The following is a 25707-nucleotide window of genomic DNA, read 5'->3' as shown; positions in this document are numbered from 1 at the left end:
ATCGGCCTGTGGATAACTCGTGGACAAGTTGGGGAATACCCGGCCTCAGCGGTGGATTAGGTTGTGTGTAAGATAGATACAACAGAGATACGAGCCGTATGGGTGGGAGTTCAGTGGTAGGCGGGGAGCCGGCGCAGGCGCCGGATGCGTTGATCTTGGGTGACGAGACCGCGGAGATCGCTCGCGTGGTCGTCGAGGCGGCGCCGGGGGTGGAGAAGATCCCCGCGGCCGAGCGCGTGTATGCGTACGTGAAGGCCGCGATCCTGGACCGCGTCTACCCCGGCGGCGAGCTGGTCACCGAGGGTGAGCTGGCGACCGCGGTCGGTGTTTCCCGTACGCCGGTACGCGAGGCGCTGCTCCGCCTCGAGGAGTCCGGCCTCGTCAAGCTGTACCCGAAGCGCGGCGCGCTCGTCCTGCCGGTGCTGCCGCAGGAGATCGACGACGTCCTCGAGGCCCGCGAGCTGATCGAGACGCACGCGGCCGCCAAGGTCTGGCCGCGGCGCAAGCGGCTGATCGAGACGCTGACCGAGCGCGTCGACGAGATGCGCGCGCACCGCAAGGCCGGTGACGCGAAGAGCTTCCTGGAGGCCGACCGGGCCTTCCACGAGGCCATCGTCGATGCCGCGGGCAACCAAATCCTGGCGAAGCTCTACAACAGCCTGCGGGACCGTCAGGTCCGGATGGGCGTGCCCGGGATCGAGGTCCAGCCGGTGCGGATGGACAAGTCCATCACCGCGCACCAGGAGATGATCGACGCGCTCGGCGCCAACAGCGTCAAGCGCTTCCGTGAGCTCGTCATCGCCCACATTGCCGAAGCCGCGAGCGATCTGCGGGGCACTCGGTGACCGAACTCCTCTTCCCCCTGGGCGGACGGCGAGCCTGGGCGGTGTGGGCCACTGCTGTCCTGACGTACCTCGTGACCGTGCTGCACCGCGGCTCGATGAGCGTGGCCGGCCTCCAGGCCGCAGAACGCTTCGACATCTCCGCATCCGCTCTAGCGAGCTTCACCGTCGTACAGCTCACGGTGTACGCCGCCATGCAGGTCCCAGTCGGCGTACTACTCGACAGGTACGGCTCCAAGCGCCTCCTGATCACCGCGTCCGGACTACTGTTCGTAGCGCAGTCGGCCTTCAGCCTGGTCGACTCGTACCCCGCTGCGCTCGCCGCACGCGCCGTACTGGGTGTAGGCGACGCACTGGTCTTCATCAGCGTGCTGCGTGTAGTCATGTCCTGGTTCCCCGCGCTACGGCAGCCTGTGATGTCGCAGGCGACCGGAATGCTCGGTGGCCTCGGAGCGATCATGTCGACCGTGCCGATGGCCGCTGCCTTCCACGCCTTCGGCTGGACGACCACGTTCGCCAGTGCGAGCGTGCTGAGCCTCCTGGCCGGTCTACTCGTCCTGTTCCTCATCAAGGACACGCCGTACGACGAACCGCTCCGCCGGGCCAAGCAGCCGCTGCACGAGGTCAAGAAGAACCTGCGCCGTGCCTGGCAGGAGCCGGGTACGCGACTCGGTCTGTGGACCCACTTCACCACCAGCTTCTCCGGGAGCACGTTCGGACTGCTCTGGGGCTACCCGTTCCTCGTACAGGGACAGGGACTCGCTCCGACGACCGCTGCGGCCATGCTGATCATTCCTGTGCTGGCTGGGCTCTGCTACGGCCCGCTGGTCGGGCGGTACGCCGCCAAGTTCCCGTTCTACCGCTCGTGGATCGTGCTGGCGGTGATCGCGGGCTCGGTCGTGATGTGGACCGTCGTACTGCTCTGGCCGGGTCGTGCGCCGCTGCCGGTGCTCCTCGCGCTCATCGTCGTACAGGCGGCCGGCGGACCGGGCTCGATGCTCGGTCTGGACTACGCGCGGACGTTCAACCCCACAACGCGGTTCGGTGCGGCCAACGGAATGGTCAACACCGGCGGGTTCATCGCCACCCTGATCTGCATCGGCATGGTCGGCGTACTGCTCGACGCGTCGTCAGGTGGTGCACCGCAGGCGATCGACGACTTCAAGTTCGCGCTGGCGTTCCAGTACGTGCTGTGGGCGATCGGCACCCGGCAGATCCTCAAGTACCGGCGGAAGGCCCGCGGCAACCTGGCACGGTACAACCCCGAGGCCTACCAGGCCCTGCTCGCCAACGAGATCGTCCCGCTCAAGGGCTGATACCAGCGCGCTGTCACGGCCTGACAGCCGAGTGCCAGAGCGGTGCCAGGCCTCCGCGGCACGGTAGTCCCAGTGAAGTGCGAAAGCTGGGAGGAACCGATGACCACAACGAACCAGGTCGCCATCGAGGCGGTCGGTCTGGTCAAGAAATATGGCAGTACGACCGCGCTTGCCGGCGTCGACCTGAGCGTGCCCACCGGCACGGTCCTCGGAGTCCTCGGCCCGAACGGCGCCGGCAAGACGACCGCGGTCCGCATCCTCGGCACGCTGCTCCGGCCGGACAGCGGCCAGGCCACCGTCGGCGGGTACGACGTCGTACGGGAGGCGGGCAAGGTCCGCAGCATCATCGGGCTGACCGGGCAGTACGCCTCTGTCGACGAGGACATGTCCGGCCGCCGCAACCTGATCATGATCGGCCGCCTGCTCGGCTACTCGCGACCGCAGGCCCGCGCCAAGGCGGACGAGCTGCTGGAGCGGTTCGAGCTGGTCGACGCCGGTGACCGGACCGCGAAGACGTACTCCGGCGGTATGCGTCGCCGCCTCGACCTCGCCTCGAGCCTGGTCGGCAACCCGAGCATCCTGTACCTCGACGAGCCCACGACCGGACTCGACCCGCATGCCCGCAACGGCGTCTGGGAAACGGTCCGCAACCTGGTGCTCGACGGCACCACGGTCCTGCTCACCACGCAGTACCTGGAAGAGGCCGACGCGCTGGCCGACTCGATCGTGGTGTTCGACAAGGGCTCCGTGGTCGCGAACGGGCGGCCCGCCGAGCTCAAGGCGCAGGCGGGCAAGCAGTCGCTGGATGTCCGGCCGGCCGAGCCGGCCCACCTCGAGCGGGTCGCCGCGATCGTCGCCGAGTCGACCGGGTCACGTCCGAACGTCGACGTGGTGAACACCCTCGTCAGCGTTCCGGTCAGCGACGGTTCGTCGATGCCGGTCGTCGTACGGCGGCTGGACGAGGCAGGGATCGCGGTGACCGAGCTGTCGCTGCGGCTGCCCAGCCTGGACGAGGTGTTCCTGGCGCTGACCGGGCACACCGCCGAAGAGAAGCAGCCCGACGCCGTACTGGAAGGAGCGAGCCGATGAACACTGCGACTCTTGAACCCGCCGCGCACCTGGGCCACCGCTCGCGGCCGTTCGCCTGGGTACAGCAGAGCCTGACACTCGCCTGGCGGAACATCGTCCGGATCCGGCAGAACCCGGAAGCCCTGGCGGACGTGACGTTCCAGCCGATCATCTTTCTGGCGCTGTTCCTGTTCGTCTTCGGAGGCGCGATCGCCGGGGGCGGCGGCTGGCGCGGCTACCTGCCGCAGTTGCTGCCCGGCCTGCTCGTGCAGACCGTGGTGTTCGCGACGATGGGCACCGGGGTCGGTCTGAACGACGACTTCGCCAAGGGCGTCTTCGACCGGTTCCGCAGCCTGCCGATCGCCCGGGTCTCGCCGCTGATCGGTGCCGTCCTCGGAGACGCGGTCCGCTACTCGCTGTCGATCGTGATCCTGATGACGAGCGGGTTCGTGCTCGGTTTCCGCTTCGACAACGGGGTCGGCAACGGCCTCCTGGGCATGCTGATCGTGCTGCTGTTCGCGCTGTCGATGTGCTGGATCTGGGTCTGGCTGGGCCTGGTCATGAAGACCGCCCAAGGCGTGCAGGGCATCGCCTTCCTGGTGATGTTCCCGCTGACCTTCGGCAGCAACATCTTCGTCCCGACCAGCACGCTGCCCGGTTTCCTGCAGGCCTTCACCAAGGTCAGCCCGATCACGTACCTGGTCGACACCGAGCGCGCCCTGATGGGCGGCGGTGCACTCCAGAAGCCGCTCTTGATCACGCTGGCCTGGATGGTCGGTCTGGTCGCGGTCTTCGCGCCCTTGGCGATCCGCGCCTACCGCCGCCGTACCTGAGGAAAATTGTCGGTGGTGAGCGGCACAGTGGCCGGTATGACGACCAACTGGACGCTCACCATCGACTGCGCGGATCCGGCCCTCGTCGCGCGCTTCTGGTGTACGGCGCTCGGCTACACGGAGGCGGATCCGCCGCAAGGCTGGGACACCTGGGAGGACTGGCTCACCGACCTGAACGTCCCCAAGGACGAGTGGAACGACGGCGCCTCGATCTCGGACCCGAACGGCGTTCTGCCGAGCATCTCGTTCCTCAAGGTCCCCGAGCCCCGCACCGTCAAGAACCGCCTGCACCTGGACCTCCAGGTAGCAGGCGGCCGCGCCGTCCCCCAGCACCTGCGCGAACAACGCATCCGCGCCACCGCCGAAACCCTCATCGAAGCCGGCGCCACCCTCGTCCGCGAGATCCCCATGGAAAACTCCACCACCCTCGACCACCTGTGGATGCAGGACCCCGAAGGCAACGACTTCTGCGTCGTCTAGCGCGGAATGATGTCGGCGAAGGCCAGGGGTTGGCGGGTGCAGAGGTAGGTTGCCCAGTGCAACTTTGCGGGGGTGCCGGAGGGGTCGCGGGTGATGCGGAGGAGTTCGCCGGTTTCGCGGCCGGAGACGGTGCGGTAGGTGTCTTCGGAGAGGCGTTCGAAGACCGCGGGGGACTGGTACTCGGCGGCGGCCGGGGACTTGGCCTCGAGTACGCCGTTCTTCACCGAGAACACGAACGGCGAGCCTTCGGTGAACCAGGTGCCGAGGACGCCGGCGAGTTCGGCGGGGACCTCTGTGCCCGGAACCCAGGGCTCCGGCGGGAGCGGGTCGTCCTCGAGGACCTTGATGATCAGGTCGGTGGCCAGCGCGCTGGGCGCCGGCGACGACGTGGCGCCGAACAGCGCGATCCCCGCCGTACCGGACGAGCGGTCGACGAAGGTCGACGTGATGTGGCCGGGCATACCGCCGTCGTGGCCGACGAACAGCCGGTCGCCGCGGCGCAGCAGCATGAACCCGAGCCCGAACGCGAGCTGCCAACGGTCCACGTCGGCCATGATCTGCACCTGGCACATCTCGTCCAGCGTGTCCTTCGACAGCACCTCGTCGACCGGGTTCGCAATGAACATCGCCCACTTCGCCAGGTCCTCCGCGGTCGACGCGAGCCCACCGCACGCGTCCATCGCGCCGATGTCGAGCAGCGGCTCCCGCACCGGTACGTCGGACCACGGCGGCACGTAGTACCCGGTCTGCGCGGGGCCGCCGTCCATCCCGACCGTCGTACGGCGCATCTCGAGCGGGTCCAGGATCCGCGCCTTCACCGCGTCGTACCAGGACCGCCCGTCGATCCGCGCGACGATCTCGCCGAGCAGTGAGAACACCAGGTTCGAGTAGTGGAAACGGTGGTGCGGTTTGCCGATCCGCTCGGCGGCGTTCCAGCCCGGCACCAGCTCCTCGCGGGACGGGAACTTCATCAGGTCCCACACGTCACCGACCGGCTCGCGCTGCATCCCGCTGGCGTGGCTGAGCATCTGCCGGACGGTGATGCCCTCGTGCTTGCTGTCACCGATCAGCTTCTCGATCGGGTCGTCGAGGCTGAGCTTGCCCTCGTCACGCAACGCCATGATCGTGACCGCGGTCAGCGTCTTGCTCTGCGACGCGATCAGGAACTGCGAGTCCGCGGTCGGCGGTACGCCGGGATTGTCCAGGTCGGCGGACCCGACCCCGGTCGACCAGACGAGCGACCCGGCGCGGGCGACGGCGCCCACCACCCCGGGAACCCGGCCCTTGGATTGACGTTCGGCGACGATGCGAGAGAGCGCGACCTGTGTCTGCGCGGCGATTTCAGTCACGGCTCCCGACCTTAAGCTCCGGAATGACAAAAGGCACGGGTGTTTGGTCGGGCGGATGTGCGAGGCTGGTGGGGTGCGCATAGCGGTGCTTGGGCCTCTCGCGATGTGGGCGGCCGATGGGACTCCGCTCGACATCCGCGGCGTCCGCCTGCGCGGGTTGCTCGCGCGCCTGGCGTTGAGCGCGGGCAGGCCGGTCAGCGTCGAGACCCTGGTCGACGGGTTGTGGGGAAGTGAAGCCCCGAGTGCGAACGCTCTGCAGTCGCTCGTGTCCCGGCTGCGGGCAAGTCTGCCGGCCACCGAGTCGAGCATCTCCGTCCAGTCCGGTCCGGCGGGCTACACGCTGACGATCGGCCCGGACTGCGTCGACGCCCTCCAGTTCGAAGAGCTGGTACGGCGGGGGCGTGCGCTCCTCACGTCCGACCCGGAGCAGGCGCACACGCTCCTCACCCAGGCCGAGAAGCTGTGGCGCGGCGACGCTCTCACCGACCTGCGCGACCTCCCGTTCGCCGCGGTCGAGGCGGACCGGCTGGCCGAGCTGCGCCTCGGCGCCGCAGAGGACCAGGCCGAGGCAGCCGTCAGCTGCGGTCACGCCCGCGACCTGATCACCGACCTCGAGCAGCTCGCCGTTACCCACCCGCTCCGTGAGCGCGTGCACGAGCTCCTCATCCGCTCCCTGTACGCCGACGGCCGCCAGGCGGAAGCGTTGGCGGCGTACGAACGTATCCGGACCACACTGGCTGACGAGCTAGGAGCCGACCCCGGCACCCGCCTGCGCGACCTGCATGTCTCGGTACTGCGTGGTGACGCAGTAGACCCGACTGCGAAGACAACCACCGTGCCAGCGCCAGCACCGCCCCGCAGCAACCTGCGCGCGCCGATGACGAGCTTTGTCGGTCGCCGCGAAGACGTGGCGGAGCTGACGCGTCTGCTGAGCAACGGGACCCGTCTGGTGACCATGGTCGGACCAGGTGGTGCCGGCAAGACCAGACTGGCCACGGAGACCGGTAGGACGCTCGTAGGCCAGTCCGGCGACGGCATCTGGTTCGTAGAGCTCGCACCACTCGGTGACGCAGCCGATGTGGCGCCTGCTGTCCTGTCTACGCTCGGCGCCAGCGAGTACGTCGACCTGCCGTCGACACCCTTCGGGCCGAAACACGTTCCGACGAGCCGGGCCGCGACCCTGCGACTTGTCGAGGTCATCGGCGACCGCCGGATCCTGCTCGTCCTCGACAACTGCGAGCACCTCGTCCAAGAGGTCGCCGGCATGGTCGACTCCCTGCTGGCGTCGTGCCCGCGACTCCGGGTCCTGACCACCAGCCGCGAGCCGCTGAGCATCCCCGGTGAGCATCTGCATCCAGTCGGTCCGCTCGGCCTTCCCCCAGAGGACTCGATCACCGACGAGTACCCGGCGATGCAGCTGTTCGTCGACCGCGCCCGTGCCGTACGTCCTGACTTCCAGCTCACCGACGCCAACCGGGAGGCGGTCGCCGAGATCTGCAGGCGACTCGACGGGATGCCCCTGGCGATCGAGCTCGCGGCAGCTCGGCTGCGGGCGCTCAACCCGCCGCAGATCGTGGACCGGCTCGCGGACCGGTTCCGGCTGCTCACGAGCGGTTCCCGGACCGCACTGCCGCGCCACCAGACGCTGCGAGCGGTCGTGGAGTGGAGCTGGGACCTGCTGGACCCGGACGAGCAGGCCGTCGCTCGGCGACTCTCGCTGTTCTCAGGCGGCGCAACACTCGATGCGGCCGAGCAGATCTGCAGCGACGAGAGCATCCCCGCCGAGTCCGTGCTCGGCGTACTCGCATCCCTTGTGGACAAGTCACTCGTCGAAGCGGCGGCCGACGAGAGGTCCGTGCGCTACCGGATGCTGGAGACGGTCCGTGCGTACGGCGCCGAACAGCTGAAGGCCTCGGGTGAGTACGAGCGGTTCAGGCACGCGCACACCATGTACTTCAGCCGCATGCTGCGCAGGGCGCGGCCGAAGCTGCGGACCGGTGAGCAGATCGAGTGGATCGCCCGGCTGACCGCCGACAACGAGAACCTGATCGACGCGCTCCGGACGGCGATCGACGTCGGGTCGGCGCGAGTCGCCGTCCAGATGGTCGCCGTCCTGGGGGAGTACTGGACGATGAGCGGCCGCCCGGCCGAAGCGGTGAGCTGGATGCAGGCCGCCCTCGCGGTACCGGGCAAGAGCGTTCCGCTGGACAAGGCCGAGGCGCTGTACCTGCTCGCGCTCGGCCGGATGTCCACCGAGCGGGAACCGTCAACGTCGTTCCAGCAGATGATCCGTGGACTCGCCACGGTCCGCTGGATGACCCGGCGGCACCGGATCCTCGTCGACTCCGGGATCGGCCTGTTCACCAATGCGATGTGGGCGGCGATCCGGCGGGACAAGGCGGCCTGCTTCGCCGAGCTCGAGGCCGCGGCCCGGCACCCGGATCCCTGGATCCGGAACATGGGCCTGATGACGAGCGCCATGTTCCGCGAGAACGAAGGCGAGGTCGACGAGATGGCGGCCACCCTGACGATCGCGCTCGACGGCTTCCGCGAGCTCGGCGACCGCTTCGGTTCGTCGATGGCGCTGCGCGGACTCGCCGGCTACCAGGCCAGTCACGCGGAGCACGACAAAGCCCTGGAGTCACTGCTCGAGGCACTCCGGCTGGTCGAGGAGCTCGGTACGACGGACGGCGTCGCGCAACTGCTCGGCGGCAGCGCGATGAGCCGCATCGAGCTCGGTGACCACGAGGGCGCCCGCGCCGATCTGGAGCGTGCTATCCGGCTGTCCGAGGAGACCGGGTCCCAGGGCGGCCAGACGATGGCGTACATCGGACTGGCGCGACTGGCGCATCGCGCCGGCAACTTCGACGAGGCCAAGGAGCTTGCGGAGCTGGCCTACTCGAGGCTCGATCTCGCGGCGGAGCGCGTGGCGCCGCATGGACAGTCGATGGTCCTCTCGCAGCTGAGCCGGATCTATGCGTCCGCCGGCGACGTCGAGGAAGCGCAGCGGCGCGGCCGGGAAGCGGTCGGCCTGGCGCTCAGCACCGAGGACATGCCGGTCGCGGCAGCCGTCGTCGAGGCGTCGACGGACGCGCTCGTGCTGGCCGCCGGCACCAACACCGCCGAGCTGTCGGCGGCCGCCCGGACGCTCGGTCTCGCCGCCGCGATCAAGGGCACGCGGGCGATCCCGGACGCCGACGTACAGCGCCTCGTCGACCGGCTGCGCGATGCCCTGGGCAACGAAACCTACGAGACGGCGTACGGCGAAGGCGCGGCCCTGACTCGCGCCGACGCCGTCGCCGAACTCCGAAAGCGCTACACCACGGACTAACGACGCGCTATACCACTGACTAAGCCGTGATCAGTTGGACGGCGAGGTCGCGGAGGGACTGCTGGACGTTCTGCTCCGGTGGGCGGGGGTCGGCGAGCATCCAGTCGTAGACGACGGTGTTCACCGCGCCGAAGAACGCCAGCGCGAGGAACCGGAAGTCCTTGCGCTTGATCTCACCGCGCTCGACCGCGGAGTCGCCGAGGGCCTGGACGTTGCGGATCAGCAGCTCCCGGAACGCGATCCGCTGCTCCTCGACCGCCGGGCTGGTGCCGACCACCTCGACGAACGAGATCCGGGCCCGCCGGAGGTCGGCCATGATGGTGCGCAGGTACGAGTCGACCGCCGCGGCGATCCGCTCCCGCACCGGCCGGTCGGCGGTCCGGCGGAGCGCGTCCCCGGTGGTCCCGACCGCCAGCTCGATCACCTGCGCGTGCACCGCGAGGAGCACCGCTTCCTTGTTCTGGAACTCGTGGTAGAAGTGCCGCGTGGACACTTTCGCCTGTGTGCACAGGCGTTCCACGGATGTCGCCGGATAGCCTTCGGTCCCGAAGAGTTCGAGCGCGGCAGCCAGTAGCCGTTCCCGGCGCGCGGCCTTCCACTCCTCGACTGACCGCCCGGAATAACGGCGTACGGAGGGTTCCCTCATCACACCTCTTGTCGCTACCCCGTGCCAGATCCCGGACATCCTATCCACCCCTCGGCCCGCGTGTAACCGGGTTACCGCCCTCGAGTCCCTGGTGGGCTGGTGGGGTGGCATGCTCGTTTGGTCGGCGACCGCCTTCGCTGAGAGGTGAGACGTGGATCCACGGTTCGACCTGCCCTTGTACACGCGTGCTGAGGCCGCGCTGCATCTTGGGCTGCCGGCTACGACGCTCGGGGACTGGTTGCGGTCGGGAGCGCTGGAGGCGAGCAGCGGGGGCCGCGGCGAGCCGACGATCACGTTCGCCGGCCTCGTCGAGACACACATGCTCCGTCACCTGCGTCGTACCGGGCTGTCCTTACACGCAATCGGCGAGGCCGCCATCGCCTTACGATCGAGGGCCGGTCGCCGCTATCCGCTGGCCTGGTCGGGACTCGCGCACGACGGCCGCGACCTGCTGGTCGAGATCGCCGCCGAGGGCCGGGAACAGGGCTGGGAACGGATCCGCGACAGCCAGGGCGGCTTCCCCGGCGTCCTGCGCCGCGGCTCGGCCGCGATCGGCTGGTCCGACGACGGGTACGCCGCAACGCTGCGGCTGGTGATCTACCACGACATCGACGTGATCGTGAACCCCGAACGCTCCTACGGCCGTCCGATGGTCGACAACGTCCAGGTCGAAGACGTCATCGCGCAGGTCCGCACGGGCGCGCCCTACCGAGAAATCGCCACCAAGTTCAACCTCGAGGACTTCGAGGTCGAAGCCCTGGTCCGCCCGCACATCCGCCCACCCGCCTTCCACAAAACCCGCACCCTGGAATCCCAAGCGGAGCCCCTGCTCTGAGCTAAGGACAGGAAGTAGTCGGCCCCGCTCGATCGCTCCCGCCTCAGCCGGGCGGCGGCGCGGGCGCAGCAGGCGACTACCTCCTGTCGTTAGCGGTTGTCCTTGATGCGTTTGGCCTTGCCGAGGGAGCGTTCCAGGGCGTGGGGGTCGAGGACCTCGACGGTGGCGGTGACGCCTACCCGGTCCTTGATGCGGCGGGACAACGTGGTGGCCGCGGCTGTGCGGTCCGCCAGGTCGGGGGCGGCTTCGACCTGGACTGTCAGTTCGTCGAGGCGGTGGGGGCGGGTGAGGACGCAGAGGTAGTGCGGGGTGAGGCCTTCGACCAGGAGGATCTGTTCTTCGATCTGGGTGGGGAAGACGTTGACGCCGCGGACGATCATCATGTCGTCGGTGCGGCCGGTGATCTTCTCCATGCGGCGCAGGCCGGGGCGGGCCGTTCCCGGCAGCAACCGGGTCAGATCCCTGGTGCGGTAGCGCAGTACCGGGAAGGCTTCCTTGGTCAGCGTGGTGAAGACCAGTTCGCCTTCGGAGCCGTCGGGAAGTACGTCGCCGGTGACCGGATCAATGATCTCCGGGTAGAAATGGTCCTCCCAGATGTGCAGGCCGTCCTTCGTCTCCACGCACTCCTGCGCGACGCCGGGTCCCATCACCTCGGACAGTCCGTAGATGTCGACGGCATGGATGCCGGTGCGTTCCTCGACCTCGGTGCGCATCTGCTCGGTCCACGGTTCGGCGCCGAAGATCCCGATCCGCAGCGACGTGTCCCGCGGATCGAGGCCGCGGGCCTCCATCTCGTCGACGATCGCGAGGAAGTACGACGGCGTGACCATGATGATGCGGGCGCCGAAGTCGCGGATCAGGTCCACCTGGCGTTCGGTCATCCCGCCGGAGACCGGTACGACGGTGCACCCGAGCCGCTCGGCCCCGTAGTGCGCACCGAGTCCGCCGGTGAACAGGCCGTACCCGTAGGCGACATGGCAGACGTCGCCCGCGCGCCCGCCGGCCGCGCGGATCGATCGCGCCATCAGGTCCGCCCAGTTGTCGAGATCCCGCCGCGTATACCCGACCACCGTCGGCCGGCCGGTGGTCCCGGACGAAGCATGCACACGCACGACTTCAGTCCTGGGTACCGCGAACATCCCGAACGGGTAGTTGTCGCGCAGATCCTTCTTCGCCGTGAACGGCAACCGGCTCAGATCGCTCAGATCGGCAAGGTCGCCGGGCTTGAACCCGACCGCGTCCAGCGCCGCCCGGTAGTGCGGGACGTTCTCGTAGGCCCGCCGTACGGTTGCCTGCAGCAACGACAGCTGCCGGGCCCGCAGTTCGTCGACCGACAACTGCTCGCCGGCATCACGCAACTCCGAAGGACAGGCGTCACCGAGCATAAGGACTCCCTAGGGACGGGCGAGCAGGGTCGCGATGCCCTGGCCGACGCCGATGCACATGGTGGCCAGCGCGTACCGGGCGTCGCGGTGGCGGAGCTCCAGGGCGGCGGTGAGCGCGAGGCGGGCGCCGGACATCCCCAGCGGGTGGCCGAGGGCGATGGCGCCGCCGTTCGGGTTGACGTGCTCGGCGTCGTCGGGCAGGCCGAGCTCTCGCAGTACGGCGAGCGACTGGGACGCGAATGCCTCGTTCAACTCGATCACGTCGATGTCGGACAACGCGACCCCGGTGCGGTCGAGCAGCTTCCGCGTCGCGGGCGCCGGTCCGATCCCCATGATCCGAGGCGGTACGCCGGCAGCGGCCGTCCCCACGACCCGGGCCAACGGTGTCACGCCGTACTGCTCCACAGCCTCACCGCTCATCACGAGCAAGGCCGCCGCCCCGTCGTTCACCCCCGACGCGTTCCCCGCCGTCACCGTCCCAGGCGATCGGAACGGAGTCTTCAAGCCGGCAAGCGCTTCGAGCGAGGTCTCACGCGGGTGCTCGTCAGCATCAACGACAGTCACCGCCCCGCGCTTACCCGGTACGTCGACCGCAACGATCTCTTCGGAAAGTCGTCCGTTGGCCTGCGCCTTGGCGGCCCGCTGCTGCGAGCGCAACGCGAACAGGTCCTGATCCTCGCGAGAGATCGAGAACTCCGCGGCGACGTTCTCGGCCGTCTCCGGCATCGAGTCGATCCCGTACTGCTCCTTCAGCACCGGATTGACGAACCGCCACCCGATCGTGGTGTCGAAGACCTCCGCCTGCCGGGAGAACGCGGTCGTTGCCTTCGGCATCACGAACGGCGCCCGCGACATCGACTCGGCGCCACCGGCCACCACGATGTCGTTGTCCCCGGCAATGATTGATCGGGCGGCGTACGCGACCGCGTCCAGGCCCGATCCGCAGAGCCGGTTGATGGTCGTCCCCGGGACCGAGTCCGGCAGACCGGCGAGCAGCACCGCCATCCGCGCGACGTTCCGGTTGTCCTCGCCGGCCTGGTTCGCGCAACCGAGGATCACGTCGTCGATCCGGGCCGGGTCCAGCGCGGTCCGGTTCAGCAGCGACGAGATCGCGTGTGCGGCGAGGTCGTCCGGACGGACCAGGGCGAGCGCACCGCCGTACCGCCCGATCGGGGTGCGGACACCATCGACCAGAAACGCCTCGCGAGTCATGATTCCTCCGTAACGATGGTTCCGGACAGTTGGCGGCCGCGGAACTCGGCGATCACCTCGTCGTCGCGGGTGACCGTGATGTCGTAGATCGCGTTCCGGCCGTACGACGTCCGCTCCCGGGCCTCGGCGACCAGCAGATCGCCACGCCGCGCCGGGGCGACGAACACGATGTCGCAGGCCTGCGCGACCGTCACCTGGTTGCGCGAGTTGCAGGCGAACGCGAATGCCGAGTCGGCCAGACAGAACACGAATCCACCATGCGCGATCCCGTGCCCGTTGACCATGTCCTCGCGCACCGGCATCTCGAGTCGCGCCGTACCCTCGCCGACCGCCACCAGCTGCATTCCCAGCCCGGCGCTGGCGGTGTCCTCCGCCCACATCGCCGCCGCCACGCGGGCCGCCAAGTCGTCCATCCGTTGCCCAATCGAGAAGAGGCTTGTGACACCCTAGTACGAATCGCGTCAACGACTGTAACATCGCCCTCATGACCACCGACCTGCTCTCCTCCCACCGCGAGCGCCTCAACGGTGCGCTGAAGGCGATCCACGACCGCGGCTACCACTCCGCGTTCCCGGAGTCACCGAGCCCCCGGGTGTACGGCGAGACTGCGGCGGCCGACGGTAAGGCGGCCTTCGAGGCTCATCTGGGTACGACGTACGCGCTCGAGATCCCCGGATCGCGCGGCACCGTCGTCACCGAGCAGTCGCCGTACGGGATCGCGATGGACGTCTCGTACCCGCGGGTCGTCGAGGAGGGTCTGGACGAGCTGCTGACCGCGGCGCAGCAGGGCCTCGCGGACTGGCGCCGGGCCGGGATCGACGGGCGGACCGGGGTCGCCCTGGAGATTCTCGAGCGGCTGCACAAGCGGATCTTCGAGCTCGCCAACGCCGTTCAGCACACCAGCGGTCAGGCGTTCGTGATGGCCTTCCAGGCCGGCGGCGCGCACGCGCTCGACCGGGCGCTCGAGGCGGTCGCGTACGCGCACGAGGAGATGAACCGTTATCCCGCGACCGCGACCTGGGAGAAGCCGGCCAAGGGCGATCCGATCCGGATGGAGAAGACGTTCACCGTCACCGGCCGCGGCGTCGCGCTGGTGATCGGCTGCAACACGTTCCCGACCTGGAACTCCTGGCCCGGCCTGTTCGCCTCGCTGGTCACCGGCAACGCGGTCGTCGTCAAGCCGCACCCGCTGGCCGTGCTGCCGTTGGCGATCACCGTCGACGTCTGCCGGGAGGTGCTCGCCGAGGCCGGTTTCGACCCGAACCTGGTCACCCTCGCCACTGAGCGCGCAGGTGACGGCCTGGCCAAGCCGCTGGCGACCCGGCCCGAGGTGAAGCTGATCGACTTCACCGGCGGCAGCGAGTTCGGCGAGTGGCTGGAGCAGAACGCGACCCAGGCGACCGTCTTCACCGAGAAGGCCGGCGTGAACGCGGTCGTCATCGACTCCACCGACTCCTTCAAGGCACTGACCGGCAACCTGGCTTTCACGCTCTCCCTCTACTCCGGCCAGATGTGCACCACCACCCAGAACCTGTTCGTCCCGGCCGGCGGGATCGAGACCGACGAGGGCCACAAGTCCTTCGAGGAGGTCGGCGCCGCGCTCGCGACGGCGATCGGCAGACTGCTCGGCGACGACGCCCGCGCGGTCGAGATCCTCGGCGGCATCGTGAACCAGGCGGTGATCAGCCGCCTCGACCTCGCCCCGGAGTACGGCGAGGTGGTGCTGGAGTCCCGGGCGATCCAGCACCCGGCGTTCCCGGACGCGGTGGTCCGTACGCCGTTGCTCGTGGCGGTCGGCGCGGACGACGCCGAGGTGTACGGGCGCGAGTGCTTCGGGCCGGTCTCGTTCCTGGTCAAGACCGCCGACACCGCGCAATCGATCGACCTGTTCCGGAAGACCGTCGCCGAGGGCGGCGCGATGACCGCCGGGATCTACTCGGCCGACTCCAAGGTCTTGGACGAGGCCCGGGACGCGGCCCTCGACGCGGGCGTCGCGCTGTCGGAGAATCTGACCGGCCAGGTGTTCGTGAACCAGTCGGCCGCGTTCAGCGACTTCCACGGCACCGGGGCGAACCCCGCGGCCAACGCGACGTACACCGACGGCGCCTATGTCGCGAGCCGCTTCCGGGTCATCCAGTCCCGCCGCCACGCTGGGTAGCGGGTCGATTCGTTTCGGCAGGAATGGACAGGATTGGAAAGGACTCGCGGCGCTCAAGTTGCTGCCCTGGCGTCGTTGAGCGGACCCTGATGCGGAAGGCCTGACAGAAATCTCCATCCGCCGATCCGCCAGGAGAACCGCCGTGACACAAAGCGTGACCGAGGCACTCGCCTACTACGACAGCTGGCTGGCGTTCAACCAGCGGTACCAGCGGGTGCCGGGCGTCCAGGTCGCGGTGTACGTCGAGGACTCGATCGCGTTCTCGGCGTCGTACGGGCTGGCGGACGTGGAGAACGACGTACCGCTGACCGACCAGCACCTGTTCCGGATCGCGTCGCACTCGAAGACGTTCACCGGCACCGCCATCTTCCAGCTGGTCGAGCAGGGCCGGCTGCGGCTGGACGACAAGGTGTCGCAGCACGTCACCGAGATCGTCGGTACGCCGGTCGGCGAGCGGACCGTCCGTGAGCTGCTCGCGCACGCCGGAGGCGTGACCCGGGACAGCCTGGACGCGAGCTGGTGGCAGTTGTCCACAGCCTTCCCGGACCGTGACCAGTTGCTCGAGGTACTGCGGGACGAGTCGTCGGCCGTGATCGCGGAGAACGAGCGCTTCAAATACTCGAACATCGGCTACGGCCTGCTCGGACTCGTCGTCGAGGCGGCGAGCGGTACGCCGTACAACTCCTATGTCCAGACCGCGATCGTGGACAAGCTCGGGCTGTCGGGTCTCGGCCCGGAGCTGGATCCGGCCCGGCTGACCGAGTACGCCGCCGGGTACAGCGCGCTGACGTACGCCGACACGCGCGTCCCGATCGAGCATGTCGACACCCGTGCGCTGGCCTCGGCGACCGGGTTCTTCGGTAACGCGCGCGACTTGGTCACGTACTTCTCCGCGCACCTGCCCGGCGACGACCGGCTGCTCTCGGACAAGTCCAAGCGCGAGATGCAGCACCCGCTGTGGACGACCGGGGCGGACGAGAAGGCGCGGTACGGCCTCGGCCTGGCGGTGAGCAAGGTCGGCGACCGGGAGGTGTTCGGCCACGGCGGCGGGTATCCGGGCCACATCACCAGGACCCTCGTCGACCCCGAGCACCGGATCGTCGTCTCGGTGCTGACCAACGCGATCGACGGGCCCGCGTCGCAGTTCGCGGAGGGTCTCTTCAGGCTCCTCGACCTCGCCGAGTCGAAGGATCGCGGCGCAGGCGACCTCCACCGCTTCACCGGCCGCTTCGCGAACCTCTGGGGCGTCACGGACTTCGTCGTCATCGGCGGCCGCCTCTACGCGACCGACCCGTCCAGCCCGAACCCGGCTGACGAACCGCAGCCGCTCGAGGCGGACGGCGACACGCTCCGCGTCACCGGCGGCAACGGCTACGGCTCGTACGGCGAGTCGTACCGCTTCACGTTCGACGCCAACGGCGCGGTCAAGACGGTCCACGGCTCCAGCGGCCTGAGCCTGGAGCCCATCGAAACCTTCACCCTCCCGGAACGAGTTACCGTGGCCCGGTGACAGCACACATGCCACGCCTCCGGCGCGGCGGGTCATGGGGCTTTAACTCCCGTCCTTCCCTCGTCGCTCCGGTCGCTTCGCTCCCTCCACTCCTCAGTCCAGGACGGGAGGCCCCATGACCATTCACGGTGACCATCCGTTCCTGCCGCCTGAGTCCGAGCGGAGTCCGGTTCGGCGGTTGCGGGGGCGGCTGCCGTCGCCGGTCGGGCTGTGGACGACGGCGTACGACGGGAAGCGGGCCGGGCTCACGGTGTCGTCGATGCTGGTGGCCGACGGCGAGCCCGGGTACGTGATCGGGCTGCTCGACCCCGACTCGGACCTGTGGGAAACGTTGCGTGAGGCAAGGACCGCGGTGGTGTCGCTGCTCGGCGAACCGCACCGCCAACTGGCCGACGCCTTCGGGTATGTCGCACCCGCTCCGGGCGGACCGTTCCGGATGATCGACTGGACGGATACCGCCTGGGGCCCGGCGCCGGCCGGCGTCAGCACCTGGGCCGGCTGCACCCTCGTCGACCCCGACCCGCCCGAGATCGGCTGGGCGCTCCAGGTGCAACTGGAGATCGCGCACGTGGAGCTCGCCGCCGACGACGTACCCGCGCTGGTGCACCGCCGCGGACGCTACGCGACGATCTAGGTGCTGCTCAGACCCTGACGTTTTGCGCACTGCGGATGCGCGCAGGGGTCGATCGAACCCGGAATGTGCGCGCTCTCACACTGTCAAGGTGCGCGGGGTCACGGCTGCGCAACGCGCCTGCGCGGAACGTTGACACCCGCTGCGCGCCGTCCCAGAGTTGCACCGTCAAGGGGGCATCGTTGTCACAGGCGGCTCCATCTATTGATCGGAGAGTGAAAATCATGCGTGGTGGTCTGAGCAAGACCCTGGCGCTGGTGGGTGCGGCGGGTCTTCTCGCGGTGAGCGCCTGCGGAAACAGCGACGACAGCGGTGGCGGAGACTCCTCCGCGAGCAAGGACGTCACTGTCTTCACCTGGTGGGCAGACGGTGGTGAGAAGGCCGGGCTGGACGGCCTGGTGTCCGTGTTCGGCACGGAGTGCAAGGACTACAAGTTCGTCAACTCGGCGGTGGCCGGCGGTGCCGGCGCGAACGCCAAGCAGGTGCTGGCCAACGATCTGCAGGCGGGCAAGCCGCCGTCGACGTTCCAGGCGCACGCAGGTGCGGAGCTGAAGGACTACATCAACGCCGGCCAGGTCGACGACGTCAGCCAGCTGTACAAGGACTACGGACTGGACAAGGCTTTCCCGCAGAACCTGATCGACAATCTGACCGTCGACGGCAAGATCTACTCGATCCCCGCCAACATCCACCGGGCGAACGTGGTCTGGACGAACCCGACGGTCCTGAAGAAGGCGAACATCGACGCCACCAAGGCTCCGGCCAGCGTGGACGCGTGGATCGCCGATCTGACCAAGCTGAAGGCCGCCGGTGTGGCCGCGCCGCTGGGGCTCTCCAAGGGCTTCGCCCAGGAGATGCTGGTGGAGACGACTCTGCTGGCCGAGCTCGGCCCGGACAAGTTCAAAGGTCTCTGGGACGGCAAGACTGACTGGGCCGGCGCCGATGTGACCGCGGCGCTGAACAAGTACAAGACGCTGCTGTCGTTCAGCAACGCCGACCGCGAGGCGATCGACTGGTCGGACTCGCTCGGCTACGTGAATGCCGGCAAGGCCGGATACACCCTGATGGGTGACTGGGTCGCCGCGCAGCAGCTGGCCAACAAGGTTCCGGAGACGGCGTACACCTACTGGCCGGCCCCGGGTACGGGCGACTCGTTCCAGTTCCTCGCGGACTCGTTCACGCTGCCGACCAACGGTGCGGACCCCGACGGTGCGAAGTGCTGGCTGAAGGTCGTCGGCTCGGCCGAGGGCCAGAAGGCGTTCAACACCAAGAAGGGCTCGATCCCGGCGCGTTCGGACGCCGACCCGGCCGACTACCCGAAGTACCAGCAGACCGCGATGGCGGACTGGAAGAAGGACACGATCGTCCCGTCCTGCGCCCACGGTGCCGCGTGCACGGCCGGCCAGAACAACGACATCCTGTCGGCGCTCAGCCAGTTCAGCGGCAGTCAGGACGTCGCGAAGCTGCAGAAAGCCCTTGGTACTGCGATGAAGACGAGCTGATGCAGCCAAGAAAATTCAGCGCAGCGTTGCGGACCGTATGCTCGTTGGAGGACTGAGAGGTGCACGGAAGAATTCGCACGTGGGGCCCTGGCGCCCTGGTGCTGCTGCCGACGGTGCTGCTGCTCGGGTACTTCGTCTACGGGCTGATCGCATGGTCCTTCAACACCTCGCTGACGAACCGGCACACGGCTCGCAAGGGCCCGGCGGACTACGTCGGGTTCGAGAACTACGGGCACCTGTTCACCGAGGACCGGTTCCTCAACTCGCTGAAGAACCTCGGCGTGCTCACGGTGGCGTTCATCGTGGGCACGCTGATCTTCGGTCTGATCTGGGCGTTGCTGCTGGAGAAGGGCGTGCCCGGCGAGTCGATCTTCCGGTCGGTCTTCCTGTTCCCGATGGCGATCTCGATGATCGCCTCGGGCGTCGTCTGGGGCTGGTTGCTGAACCCGTCCCAGGGCGACGACGCGCGCGGGCTGAACCGGCTGTTCGCGATTCTCCATCTGAACTTCCTGGAGAATCCGTGGTGGACCGGGGGAAGTAGATGGACGACGATGATGTCCATCGCGTTGCCCGCGGTCTGGCAGATGTCCGGATACATCATGGCGCTGTTCCTGGCCGGTTTCCGGGGGATTCCGCCGGAGCTGCGTGAGGCGGCCCGGGTGGACGGCGCGTCGGAGTTCAAGCTGTACCGGCACGTGTTGTTCCCGCAGCTGTCGCCGATCGCGCTGTCGGCTCTGATCATCCTCGGGCACATATCGCTGAAGCTGTTCGACCTGATCTACGCGATCACCGGGCCGAACCAGTTCCGCACCGAGGTGCCGGCCATCCTGATGTGGAACACCTTGTTGCGCAGTGACCAGGCCAAGGCGGCCGCGATCGCGATCGTGATGCTCGCGGTCGTCGCCGTACTCGTCATCCCGTACCTCGCGTTGACCGTCCGGCATGAGGAGGAGCGATGACCGCCGTCGAGGCGCAGGCCGCGACCGGCAAGGCAGCGGCGGCGATCAGCCGGAAGCCGCCGAGCAGCAGGCTCGGCGAAGGAACCACCCGGCGCAGCCGGACAATCCGGTACGTGCTGCTGCTGCTGTTCCTGCTGTTCGTGCTGACCCCGGTGTACGTCGTACTGATCACCAGCTTCAAGACCTCCGGCGACACCACCGCGGCCTCGCAGTGGAACCTGCCGAAGGAATGGACGCTGGAGCCGTGGCGCAAGGCGTGGGACGTGCTGCAGCCGTACATGATCCGGTCGCTGTCGCTGGCGATCCCGGCCGCGATCATCTCGTCGGTGATCGGGTCCGCGAACGGGTTCGTGCTGGCCCGCTGGCGGTTCCCGGGCGCGAACATCGTGTTCGCGTTCATCCTTTTCGGGATGTTTATCCCGTACCAGGCGGTGATGCTGCCGCTGCGGACGACGTTCACCGAGCTGGACATCACCCGGGGCGTGCCGACCCTGATCGTCGCTCACTGCATCTACGGCATCCCGATCTGCACGCTGATCTTCCGCAACTACTACGCCACCATCGTTCCGAACGAGATCATCGAGTCGGCCCGGGTGGACGGGGCCGGCCTGATCCAGACGTACGCGCGGATCATCCTGCCGATCTCGATCTCCGGGTTCGTGGTGACGCTGATCTGGCAGTTCACCTCGGTCTGGAACGACTTCCTGTTCGCGTTGTTCCTGACCCAGCAGAACAACGGGCCCGTGACCTTGGGCCTGGCGGCACTGTCCGGCGGCCAGAAGGTCGACTACGCGGCGAGTATGGCGGGTGCGCTGATCACGTCGTTCCCGACGCTGCTCGTCTACATCCTCCTGGGCCGCTGGTTCATCGGCGGCCTGATGGCCGGCGCCCTCAAGGGCTGAAGCCGACCGTCTTCGAGCACCCACCAACCACACTTCCACCCGCGAAACGGTTGGTGGGTGCTCATGGATGTACGGCGGAGTTGTCCACAGGGCGCGCTGACAGGACTGCGGGGGAGGGGGTGCGGACGGTAATCTCACGGAGGTGACCAAGTCTCCGAGTGGACGGGACGGACGGCGCAGCCATCTGCGGCTCGTCGGCTCCGACCCGGGCGAGCCGCCCGCGCCGGCGGTGGCTGTGGATGTCGACACCACGCCTAGCGTCGCCGTGCTGGAGACCTTGCTGGAAACGCTTGCCCTCGACATGGCCGCGGTTCCGGCCGCTCTGCATCCGGTGATCGCCGAGGCGTCGGTGGCGCGTTCGGCGGCGATGCTCGCCGACCAGCTGTGGCCGGCCGGGCTCCCGGACGAGATCGGCGAGGTGGAGCGGTTCTTCTGGGCCGACGCTGCGCGGGTGCTCGGCGAGCGCCGTGATCTCGAGTCTTTCGTCCTGCTGACGAGCCTGGCCCGGACCGTCGGCCCGGCCGGGCGACTGCCGCTGCAGCGGGCGCATGTGTCCCGGTTGCGGACGCAGGACGAAGTACCGGAATGGGTGACGCGGATCGCCGGCTTCCGGCTGACCAGCGCGATCGTGTCCGAGGACATCACCGGTGACGGGCTGAGCGTCGTGCTCGACTACGACGACGAGCAGCATCCGCACACCGTGGTGGTGTTCATCGACAACAATCTCGGCGCGATCATCAAGGACGTGTTCGTCGGCCCGCCGGTGGACCGCGTCCTGGAGGCGTACGAGCGCGGGGGCCGGGTGACCATCCGGACCGTGCGGCCGCCGATCGCCGCCGGCATCATCCTGCAGGCGCTCGGCGAGACCCGCGACTACGACGATCCGCCGGTGAGCGAGGACTTCGAGTTCTTCACCGGCCTGCTGGTGAACCGGCTGACCCAGATGCCGGAGCGCCCGGTCCGGCCGCCGATCCGCCCGCTCATGACTCCGCGACAGCGCGAACAGCTGGTCGAGGAGTTCCTCGATTCACGGTACGCCGTTGGCCTGCCCGACGATGCCGCGGACATCGCCCGGCTGTGGATCGATCACGCGGTCGACCACACCGTCGGCGGTCCGCTGCGCGTCAGCGGCGTACTGGTCGAGCTCTTCCTCGCGCACTGGCTGCCGCGCAAGGTGCTTGCTGACAGCACCTATTTCGACGCGGTCCCGGTGGTGGTGAAGGCCTGGCTCGAGTTCGCCGGCGATCGGACCCACCTGCCGCTGGACACGGTCGACGAGGCGATCGACGCCGTCGACGTCTGGCAACCGGCCCTGGAAGCCGCCGCGATGATCGACCCGGTCGGCTCGAAGCCTGGCGAGCGGGTCTTCCTCGACGACGCGACCAACGACCTGGAAGACGCTTACCGAGCCCTCGCCGGCCTCGGGTCCCCGCCTCAGCCCGACCTCCGCGGCCTGGACAATCACCAAGCCGCGACGCTCTCGGTCCTCGCGCCGCACGCCTGGCTGATGGCCGGTGAAACCCTCGGTACGGCGTACGCGCCGGACGCCTTCGACATTGCCGAACGCCTGGTCCGCGACGCCCCCGACCTCCTGGCCAAGGCCCGCCTCTCCACCTGGCCCCGAGCCATCGTCTGGCTCCTCGCGCACCGCCACCGCCTGGTAGGCCCCGGCGAAACCCTCACCCCCTACACCCTCGCCACCGACCTCTCGTCCTCCCCGGCAACCCTCCGCAAAACCGCAAAACTCCTGACCGACACCCTGATCCTGCCGCGCTGATCTCATCCGCCGGGCCTGTGGCGGCTGCTGTTGAGCCGCGGCGGACAATGGGGACATGCATGTGCGCGCGCCGGAGCTCAAGGGTCGTGGCTGGTTGAACACGGGTGGGCGGGAGTTGTCGCTCGCGGACTTCCGTGGACGCTTTCTGTTGCTGGATTTTTGGACGTTCTGCTGCATCAACTGTCTGCATGTGCTGGACGAGTTGCGGCCGTTGGAGGAGAAGTACGGCGACGCGCTGGTGATCGTGGGGGTGCACTCCCCGAAGTTCGCCCACGAGGGTGAGGAAGCCGCGGTCCGAGCCGCTGTCGAGCGGTACGAGGTGGGGCATCCGGTGCTGGACGACCCGGAGCTGATCACCTGGCAGAACTACACCGCACGCGCCTGGCCGACGCTGGTCCTGGTGGATCCGAACGGGTACGTCGTCGCGCAGTACTCCGGTGAAGGCCACGAGCATGCCCTGGACGCCCTGCTGGCCGAGCTGATCGTGCAGCACGACGAGGCAGGGACCCTGACCCGCGGCCGGTCGCCGTACGTCGCTCCGACGCCCGAGCCGACCGATCTCCGCTTCCCGGCGAAGGTCGTTGCGGTGGACAACGGGTTCCTGGTCGCAGACGCAGGTAACCACAGCATCGTCGAGCTCGCCGCCGACGCGACCACCGTCGTACGCCGGATCGGATCGGGCCATCGTGGTTTCGCCGACGGAGCCGCCGGTGAGGCGAGCTTCTCCGAGCCGAACGGTCTGGTGGTGCTGCCGTCCGACGTGGCCGAGAAGGTCGGGTACGACGTCGTGGTCGCGGACACCGTCAATCACGCGCTGCGCGGCGTGTCGCTCGCCGACGGCCAGGTGACGACGTTGGTCGGCACCGGCAAGCAATGGATGGACGGCGACGGGACCGACGTACTGAGCTCGCCATGGGATGTCGCTTGGTGGGGCGACAAGGTGTGGATCGCGATGGCCGGCGTACACCAGCTGTGGACGTTCGATCCGTTCACCGGAGAGACCGCGGTCGCGGCAGGTACGACCAACGAGGGGCTGAAGGACGGGCCGCTCGGCGAAGCGTGGTTCGCGCAGACGAGCGGGCTCGCGGCGGACGGCGATCGGCTGTGGCTGGCTGATTCGGAGATCTCGGCGCTGCGATGGATCGACGCCGAGGTACACACTGCTGTCGGCACCGGGCTCTTCGACTTCGGGCTGCGCGACGGCAAGGCGAGCGAGGCGTTGCTGCAGCATCCGCTCGGCGTGACGGTCCTCCCTGACGGATCCGTCGCGATCGCCGACACCTACAACGGCGCCGTACGGCGGTACGACCCGCGGACCGAGACCGTCGACACGATGGCCACCGGGCTGGCCGAGCCGAGCGGAGCTGTTGTCGTGGGCAACGAGTTGCTCGTCGTCGAGTCCGCCGCGCACCGCCTGACCCGGATCCCGCTCGGGGCTTCCGCGACGGCCGACGAGTTCAGCACGCGGTCGCAGCGTCCGCCGATGGATCTCGCTGCTGGAGAGGTCACGCTCGAGGTCGTCTTCAACCCGCCGCCGGGACAGAAGCTGGACGACCGCTACGGCCCGTCCACCCGGCTTCTGGTCTCCTCCACTCCGGACAACCTGCTCCGTGAGGGGGCGGGCGACTCCACCGATCTCGTACGTCGTCTCGTCGTCGACCCGCACGCCGGCTCCGGGGTCCTCCACGTGGCCGTCCAGGCCGCCTCGTGCGACGACTCCGCCGAGGTGGAGTTTCCCGCCTGCCATATGCACCGCCAGGACTGGGGCGTCCCCGTCCACATCACCCCCGACGGCCCGAACCGCGTCGAACTCGTTCTGTCCGGCGGTAAGTAACTTGTTTGCCGAAGGGGTACCGTCGAAGGTGTAGGTCCAAGGACTCGCTGGGAGGCCCGGATGAGTATCGGTGTGGGGATCTTTTTGATGGTGGTCGGCGGCATTTTCGCGTTCGCCGTCCGCGACAGCTGGGACGCCGTGAACCTGCAGGTCGTCGGCTACATCCTGCTCCTGGCGGGCCTGGCCGGCATCCTGCTTTCCTTCTACATCACCAACCGCCGCCGGCGGGTGGAGACCACCGCTATCGACCCAGCCGTCGAAGAGGAATACCGCGTCGTCGAGGAACACCACCGCGACCTGAAGGAGTAGTCCTTCATCAGTGGCTGTGGAGTTCGATATCGCCTGAGGTGGTGGTAGCGGTCAGAGTGTGGCCGGCGGTCGTGTTGCTGCCGAGGCTGTCCTCGACCTCGCCGTGCTTGGTCTCGGTGGTGACCTTGTAGCCGCCGCTCGGGGCGCTGATCTCGATGTCCCCGCTGGTGCCCTTGGCGCGGATGTCGCCGGCCTCGGAGAGGTCGAGCTCGATGTCGCCGGACGTGGTCTCGACGTTCACCGCGCCGCCGCTCAGGTCCTTGGCCTCGATATCGCCGGAGTTGGCCTTGACGTCGAGTTTCCCGGTCAGGTCCTGCACGGACACGTTGCCGGAGGTGACATCGAGGTTGACGTCGCCCTTCACCTCGCGGAGCTCGACCTTGCCCGAGTTGGACTTCGCGTCGACCCCGGCCACGCCGGTGATCTCGATATCACCGCTGCCGTTCTCGCCGGTGACCTTGGTGCCGCGCGGCACGGTCACCTCGAAGTCGGCGGTGCACTGCCAGCCGCAGTCGCCGTCCAGCTTGAGTACGCCGTCGTTCACCGAGTAGGCGTCGCCGTGCTTCCAGAACCAGAACTTGCGCTTCTCCCGCACGCTGGCCCGGTCGTCGTCGGACACGTTGATCGTGATGTCGGCGTGGCCTGCGGCGAGCTGGACGGTGGTGATCTTGTCGTCGATCTTGTGCGTGTCGTCGGAGTCCCGATCCCCGAACTGCCAGAACGTCAGCCCGGCCGCCGCCACCAGCAAGATCACGCCGAGCTGCTTGTTCTCCGCCATCGTCCGCCTCTTCTCGAGCCCACCCGCGTTGTCGCAACGACAGTAGGCTC

22 protein-coding genes are annotated in these 25707 nt (G+C 68.3%); 16 read left to right on the top strand and 6 right to left on the bottom strand.

Annotated features, from left to right (window positions below; translation table 11 throughout):
* Nucleotides 1-113 precede the first annotated feature (113 nt).
* The 5 genes from EV137_RS15855 (at nucleotide 114) to EV137_RS15835 (ending at nucleotide 4539) form a co-directional block, all read left to right on the top strand.
* Complete coding sequence (locus EV137_RS15855; protein WP_238175354.1) at nucleotides 114-845, top strand: GntR family transcriptional regulator; 732 nt, start codon at nucleotides 114-116, stop codon at nucleotides 843-845.
* On the top strand, nucleotides 842-2158 hold the full coding sequence (locus EV137_RS15850; RefSeq protein ID WP_134129816.1) for an MFS transporter: 1317 nt from the start codon (nucleotides 842-844) through the stop codon (nucleotides 2156-2158). The genes EV137_RS15855 and EV137_RS15850 overlap by 4 nt, the downstream gene beginning before the upstream one ends.
* A gap of 99 nt (nucleotides 2159-2257) precedes the next feature.
* Nucleotides 2258-3247, top strand: a complete 990-nt coding sequence (locus tag EV137_RS15845; RefSeq protein WP_134129815.1) for an ATP-binding cassette domain-containing protein — start codon at nucleotides 2258-2260, stop codon at nucleotides 3245-3247.
* Complete coding sequence (locus tag EV137_RS15840; protein ID WP_134129814.1) at nucleotides 3244-4059, top strand: ABC transporter permease; 816 nt, start codon at nucleotides 3244-3246, stop codon at nucleotides 4057-4059. Before EV137_RS15845 ends, EV137_RS15840 begins: the two co-directional genes overlap by 4 nt.
* 36 nt (nucleotides 4060-4095) lie before the next feature.
* A complete protein-coding gene (locus EV137_RS15835) occupies nucleotides 4096-4539 on the top strand; it encodes a VOC family protein (protein WP_134129813.1) in 444 nt (147 codons plus the stop codon).
* Here EV137_RS15835 and EV137_RS15830 read toward each other — a convergent pair.
* Nucleotides 4536-5888 (bottom strand): serine hydrolase domain-containing protein, encoded by a 1353-nt coding sequence (locus EV137_RS15830; protein WP_134129812.1) that lies wholly within the window; start codon nucleotides 5886-5888, stop codon nucleotides 4536-4538. The genes EV137_RS15835 and EV137_RS15830 overlap by 4 nt on opposite strands.
* An 85-nt stretch (nucleotides 5889-5973) precedes the next feature.
* Between EV137_RS15830 and EV137_RS15825 the strand changes: the two genes are divergently transcribed.
* Nucleotides 5974-9219, top strand: a complete 3246-nt coding sequence (locus EV137_RS15825) for an AfsR/SARP family transcriptional regulator (protein WP_166679901.1) — start codon at nucleotides 5974-5976, stop codon at nucleotides 9217-9219.
* 19 nt (nucleotides 9220-9238) lie between these two features.
* On the opposite strand, the gene EV137_RS15820 is transcribed toward EV137_RS15825, so the two are convergent.
* The gene (locus EV137_RS15820) at nucleotides 9239-9865 is read right to left on the bottom strand and encodes a TetR/AcrR family transcriptional regulator (protein ID WP_134011882.1); all 627 of its coding nucleotides are present in this window, start codon (nucleotides 9863-9865) and stop codon (nucleotides 9239-9241) included.
* A 151-nt stretch (nucleotides 9866-10016) separates the two neighbouring features.
* Between EV137_RS15820 and EV137_RS15815 the strand changes: the two genes are divergently transcribed.
* Nucleotides 10017-10700 (top strand): hypothetical protein, encoded by a 684-nt coding sequence (locus EV137_RS15815; protein WP_134129810.1) that lies wholly within the window; start codon nucleotides 10017-10019, stop codon nucleotides 10698-10700.
* Between the two features lie 89 nt (nucleotides 10701-10789).
* On the opposite strand, the gene paaK is transcribed toward EV137_RS15815, so the two are convergent.
* From paaK to paaI, 3 genes are read right to left on the bottom strand one after another with little or no spacing between them, the layout of a single operon-like run.
* The gene (gene paaK, locus EV137_RS15810; RefSeq protein WP_134129809.1) at nucleotides 10790-12085 is read right to left on the bottom strand and encodes a phenylacetate--CoA ligase PaaK; all 1296 of its coding nucleotides are present in this window, start codon (nucleotides 12083-12085) and stop codon (nucleotides 10790-10792) included.
* Between the two features lie 9 nt (nucleotides 12086-12094).
* Nucleotides 12095-13297 carry a 3-oxoadipyl-CoA thiolase gene (pcaF, locus tag EV137_RS15805; protein ID WP_134129808.1) on the bottom strand — a complete coding sequence of 401 codons (1203 nt, stop codon included), beginning with the start codon at nucleotides 13295-13297 and terminating at the stop codon, nucleotides 12095-12097.
* Nucleotides 13294-13710, bottom strand: a complete 417-nt coding sequence (gene paaI, locus EV137_RS15800) for a hydroxyphenylacetyl-CoA thioesterase PaaI (RefSeq protein ID WP_134129807.1) — start codon at nucleotides 13708-13710, stop codon at nucleotides 13294-13296. The genes pcaF and paaI overlap by 4 nt, the downstream gene beginning before the upstream one ends.
* Before the next feature lie 71 nt (nucleotides 13711-13781).
* Here paaI and paaN point away from each other — a divergent pair, with 71 nt between their 5' ends.
* From paaN to EV137_RS15755, 9 genes are all read left to right on the top strand, one after another.
* Nucleotides 13782-15455, top strand: a complete 1674-nt coding sequence (gene paaN, locus EV137_RS15795) for a phenylacetic acid degradation protein PaaN (RefSeq protein ID WP_134129806.1) — start codon at nucleotides 13782-13784, stop codon at nucleotides 15453-15455.
* A 142-nt stretch (nucleotides 15456-15597) separates the two neighbouring features.
* Nucleotides 15598-16965, top strand: coding sequence for a serine hydrolase domain-containing protein (locus EV137_RS15790; protein ID WP_134129805.1), 1368 nt, complete (start codon nucleotides 15598-15600; stop codon nucleotides 16963-16965).
* Between the two features lie 115 nt (nucleotides 16966-17080).
* The gene (locus EV137_RS15785) at nucleotides 17081-17599 is read left to right on the top strand and encodes a flavin reductase family protein (RefSeq protein ID WP_134129804.1); all 519 of its coding nucleotides are present in this window, start codon (nucleotides 17081-17083) and stop codon (nucleotides 17597-17599) included.
* A 221-nt stretch (nucleotides 17600-17820) separates the two neighbouring features.
* Nucleotides 17821-19098 (top strand): ABC transporter substrate-binding protein, encoded by a 1278-nt coding sequence (locus EV137_RS15780; protein WP_134011898.1) that lies wholly within the window; start codon nucleotides 17821-17823, stop codon nucleotides 19096-19098.
* A 59-nt stretch (nucleotides 19099-19157) separates the two neighbouring features.
* The gene (locus EV137_RS15775; protein ID WP_134011900.1) at nucleotides 19158-20057 is read left to right on the top strand and encodes a carbohydrate ABC transporter permease; all 900 of its coding nucleotides are present in this window, start codon (nucleotides 19158-19160) and stop codon (nucleotides 20055-20057) included.
* Nucleotides 20054-20959 carry a carbohydrate ABC transporter permease gene (locus tag EV137_RS15770; RefSeq protein WP_134129803.1) on the top strand — a complete coding sequence of 302 codons (906 nt, stop codon included), beginning with the start codon at nucleotides 20054-20056 and terminating at the stop codon, nucleotides 20957-20959. Before EV137_RS15775 ends, EV137_RS15770 begins: the two co-directional genes overlap by 4 nt.
* A 142-nt stretch (nucleotides 20960-21101) precedes the next feature.
* The gene (locus EV137_RS15765; protein WP_238175353.1) at nucleotides 21102-22736 is read left to right on the top strand and encodes a hypothetical protein; all 1635 of its coding nucleotides are present in this window, start codon (nucleotides 21102-21104) and stop codon (nucleotides 22734-22736) included.
* Nucleotides 22737-22791: 55 nt separating this feature from the next.
* Nucleotides 22792-24570 carry an NHL domain-containing thioredoxin family protein gene (locus EV137_RS15760; protein ID WP_134129802.1) on the top strand — a complete coding sequence of 593 codons (1779 nt, stop codon included), beginning with the start codon at nucleotides 22792-22794 and terminating at the stop codon, nucleotides 24568-24570.
* A gap of 60 nt (nucleotides 24571-24630) precedes the next feature.
* The gene (locus EV137_RS15755; protein WP_134011906.1) at nucleotides 24631-24879 is read left to right on the top strand and encodes a DUF6458 family protein; all 249 of its coding nucleotides are present in this window, start codon (nucleotides 24631-24633) and stop codon (nucleotides 24877-24879) included.
* A 7-nt stretch (nucleotides 24880-24886) separates the two neighbouring features.
* Here the strand turns inward: EV137_RS15755 and EV137_RS15750 are convergent, their stop codons facing one another.
* Nucleotides 24887-25657: a DUF4097 family beta strand repeat-containing protein gene (locus EV137_RS15750; RefSeq protein WP_134129801.1), complete on the bottom strand. Its 771-nt coding sequence runs from the start codon at nucleotides 25655-25657 to the stop codon at nucleotides 24887-24889.
* Between the last annotated feature and the right edge of the window lie 50 nt (nucleotides 25658-25707).

The sequence above is a fragment of the Kribbella pratensis genome (assembly GCF_004366075.1).
Classification (GTDB): Bacteria; Actinomycetota; Actinomycetes; order Propionibacteriales; family Kribbellaceae; genus Kribbella; species Kribbella pratensis.
The sequence above is the reverse complement of the archived record's forward strand: the minus strand, read 5'-3'. Positions and strand labels throughout refer to the sequence as shown.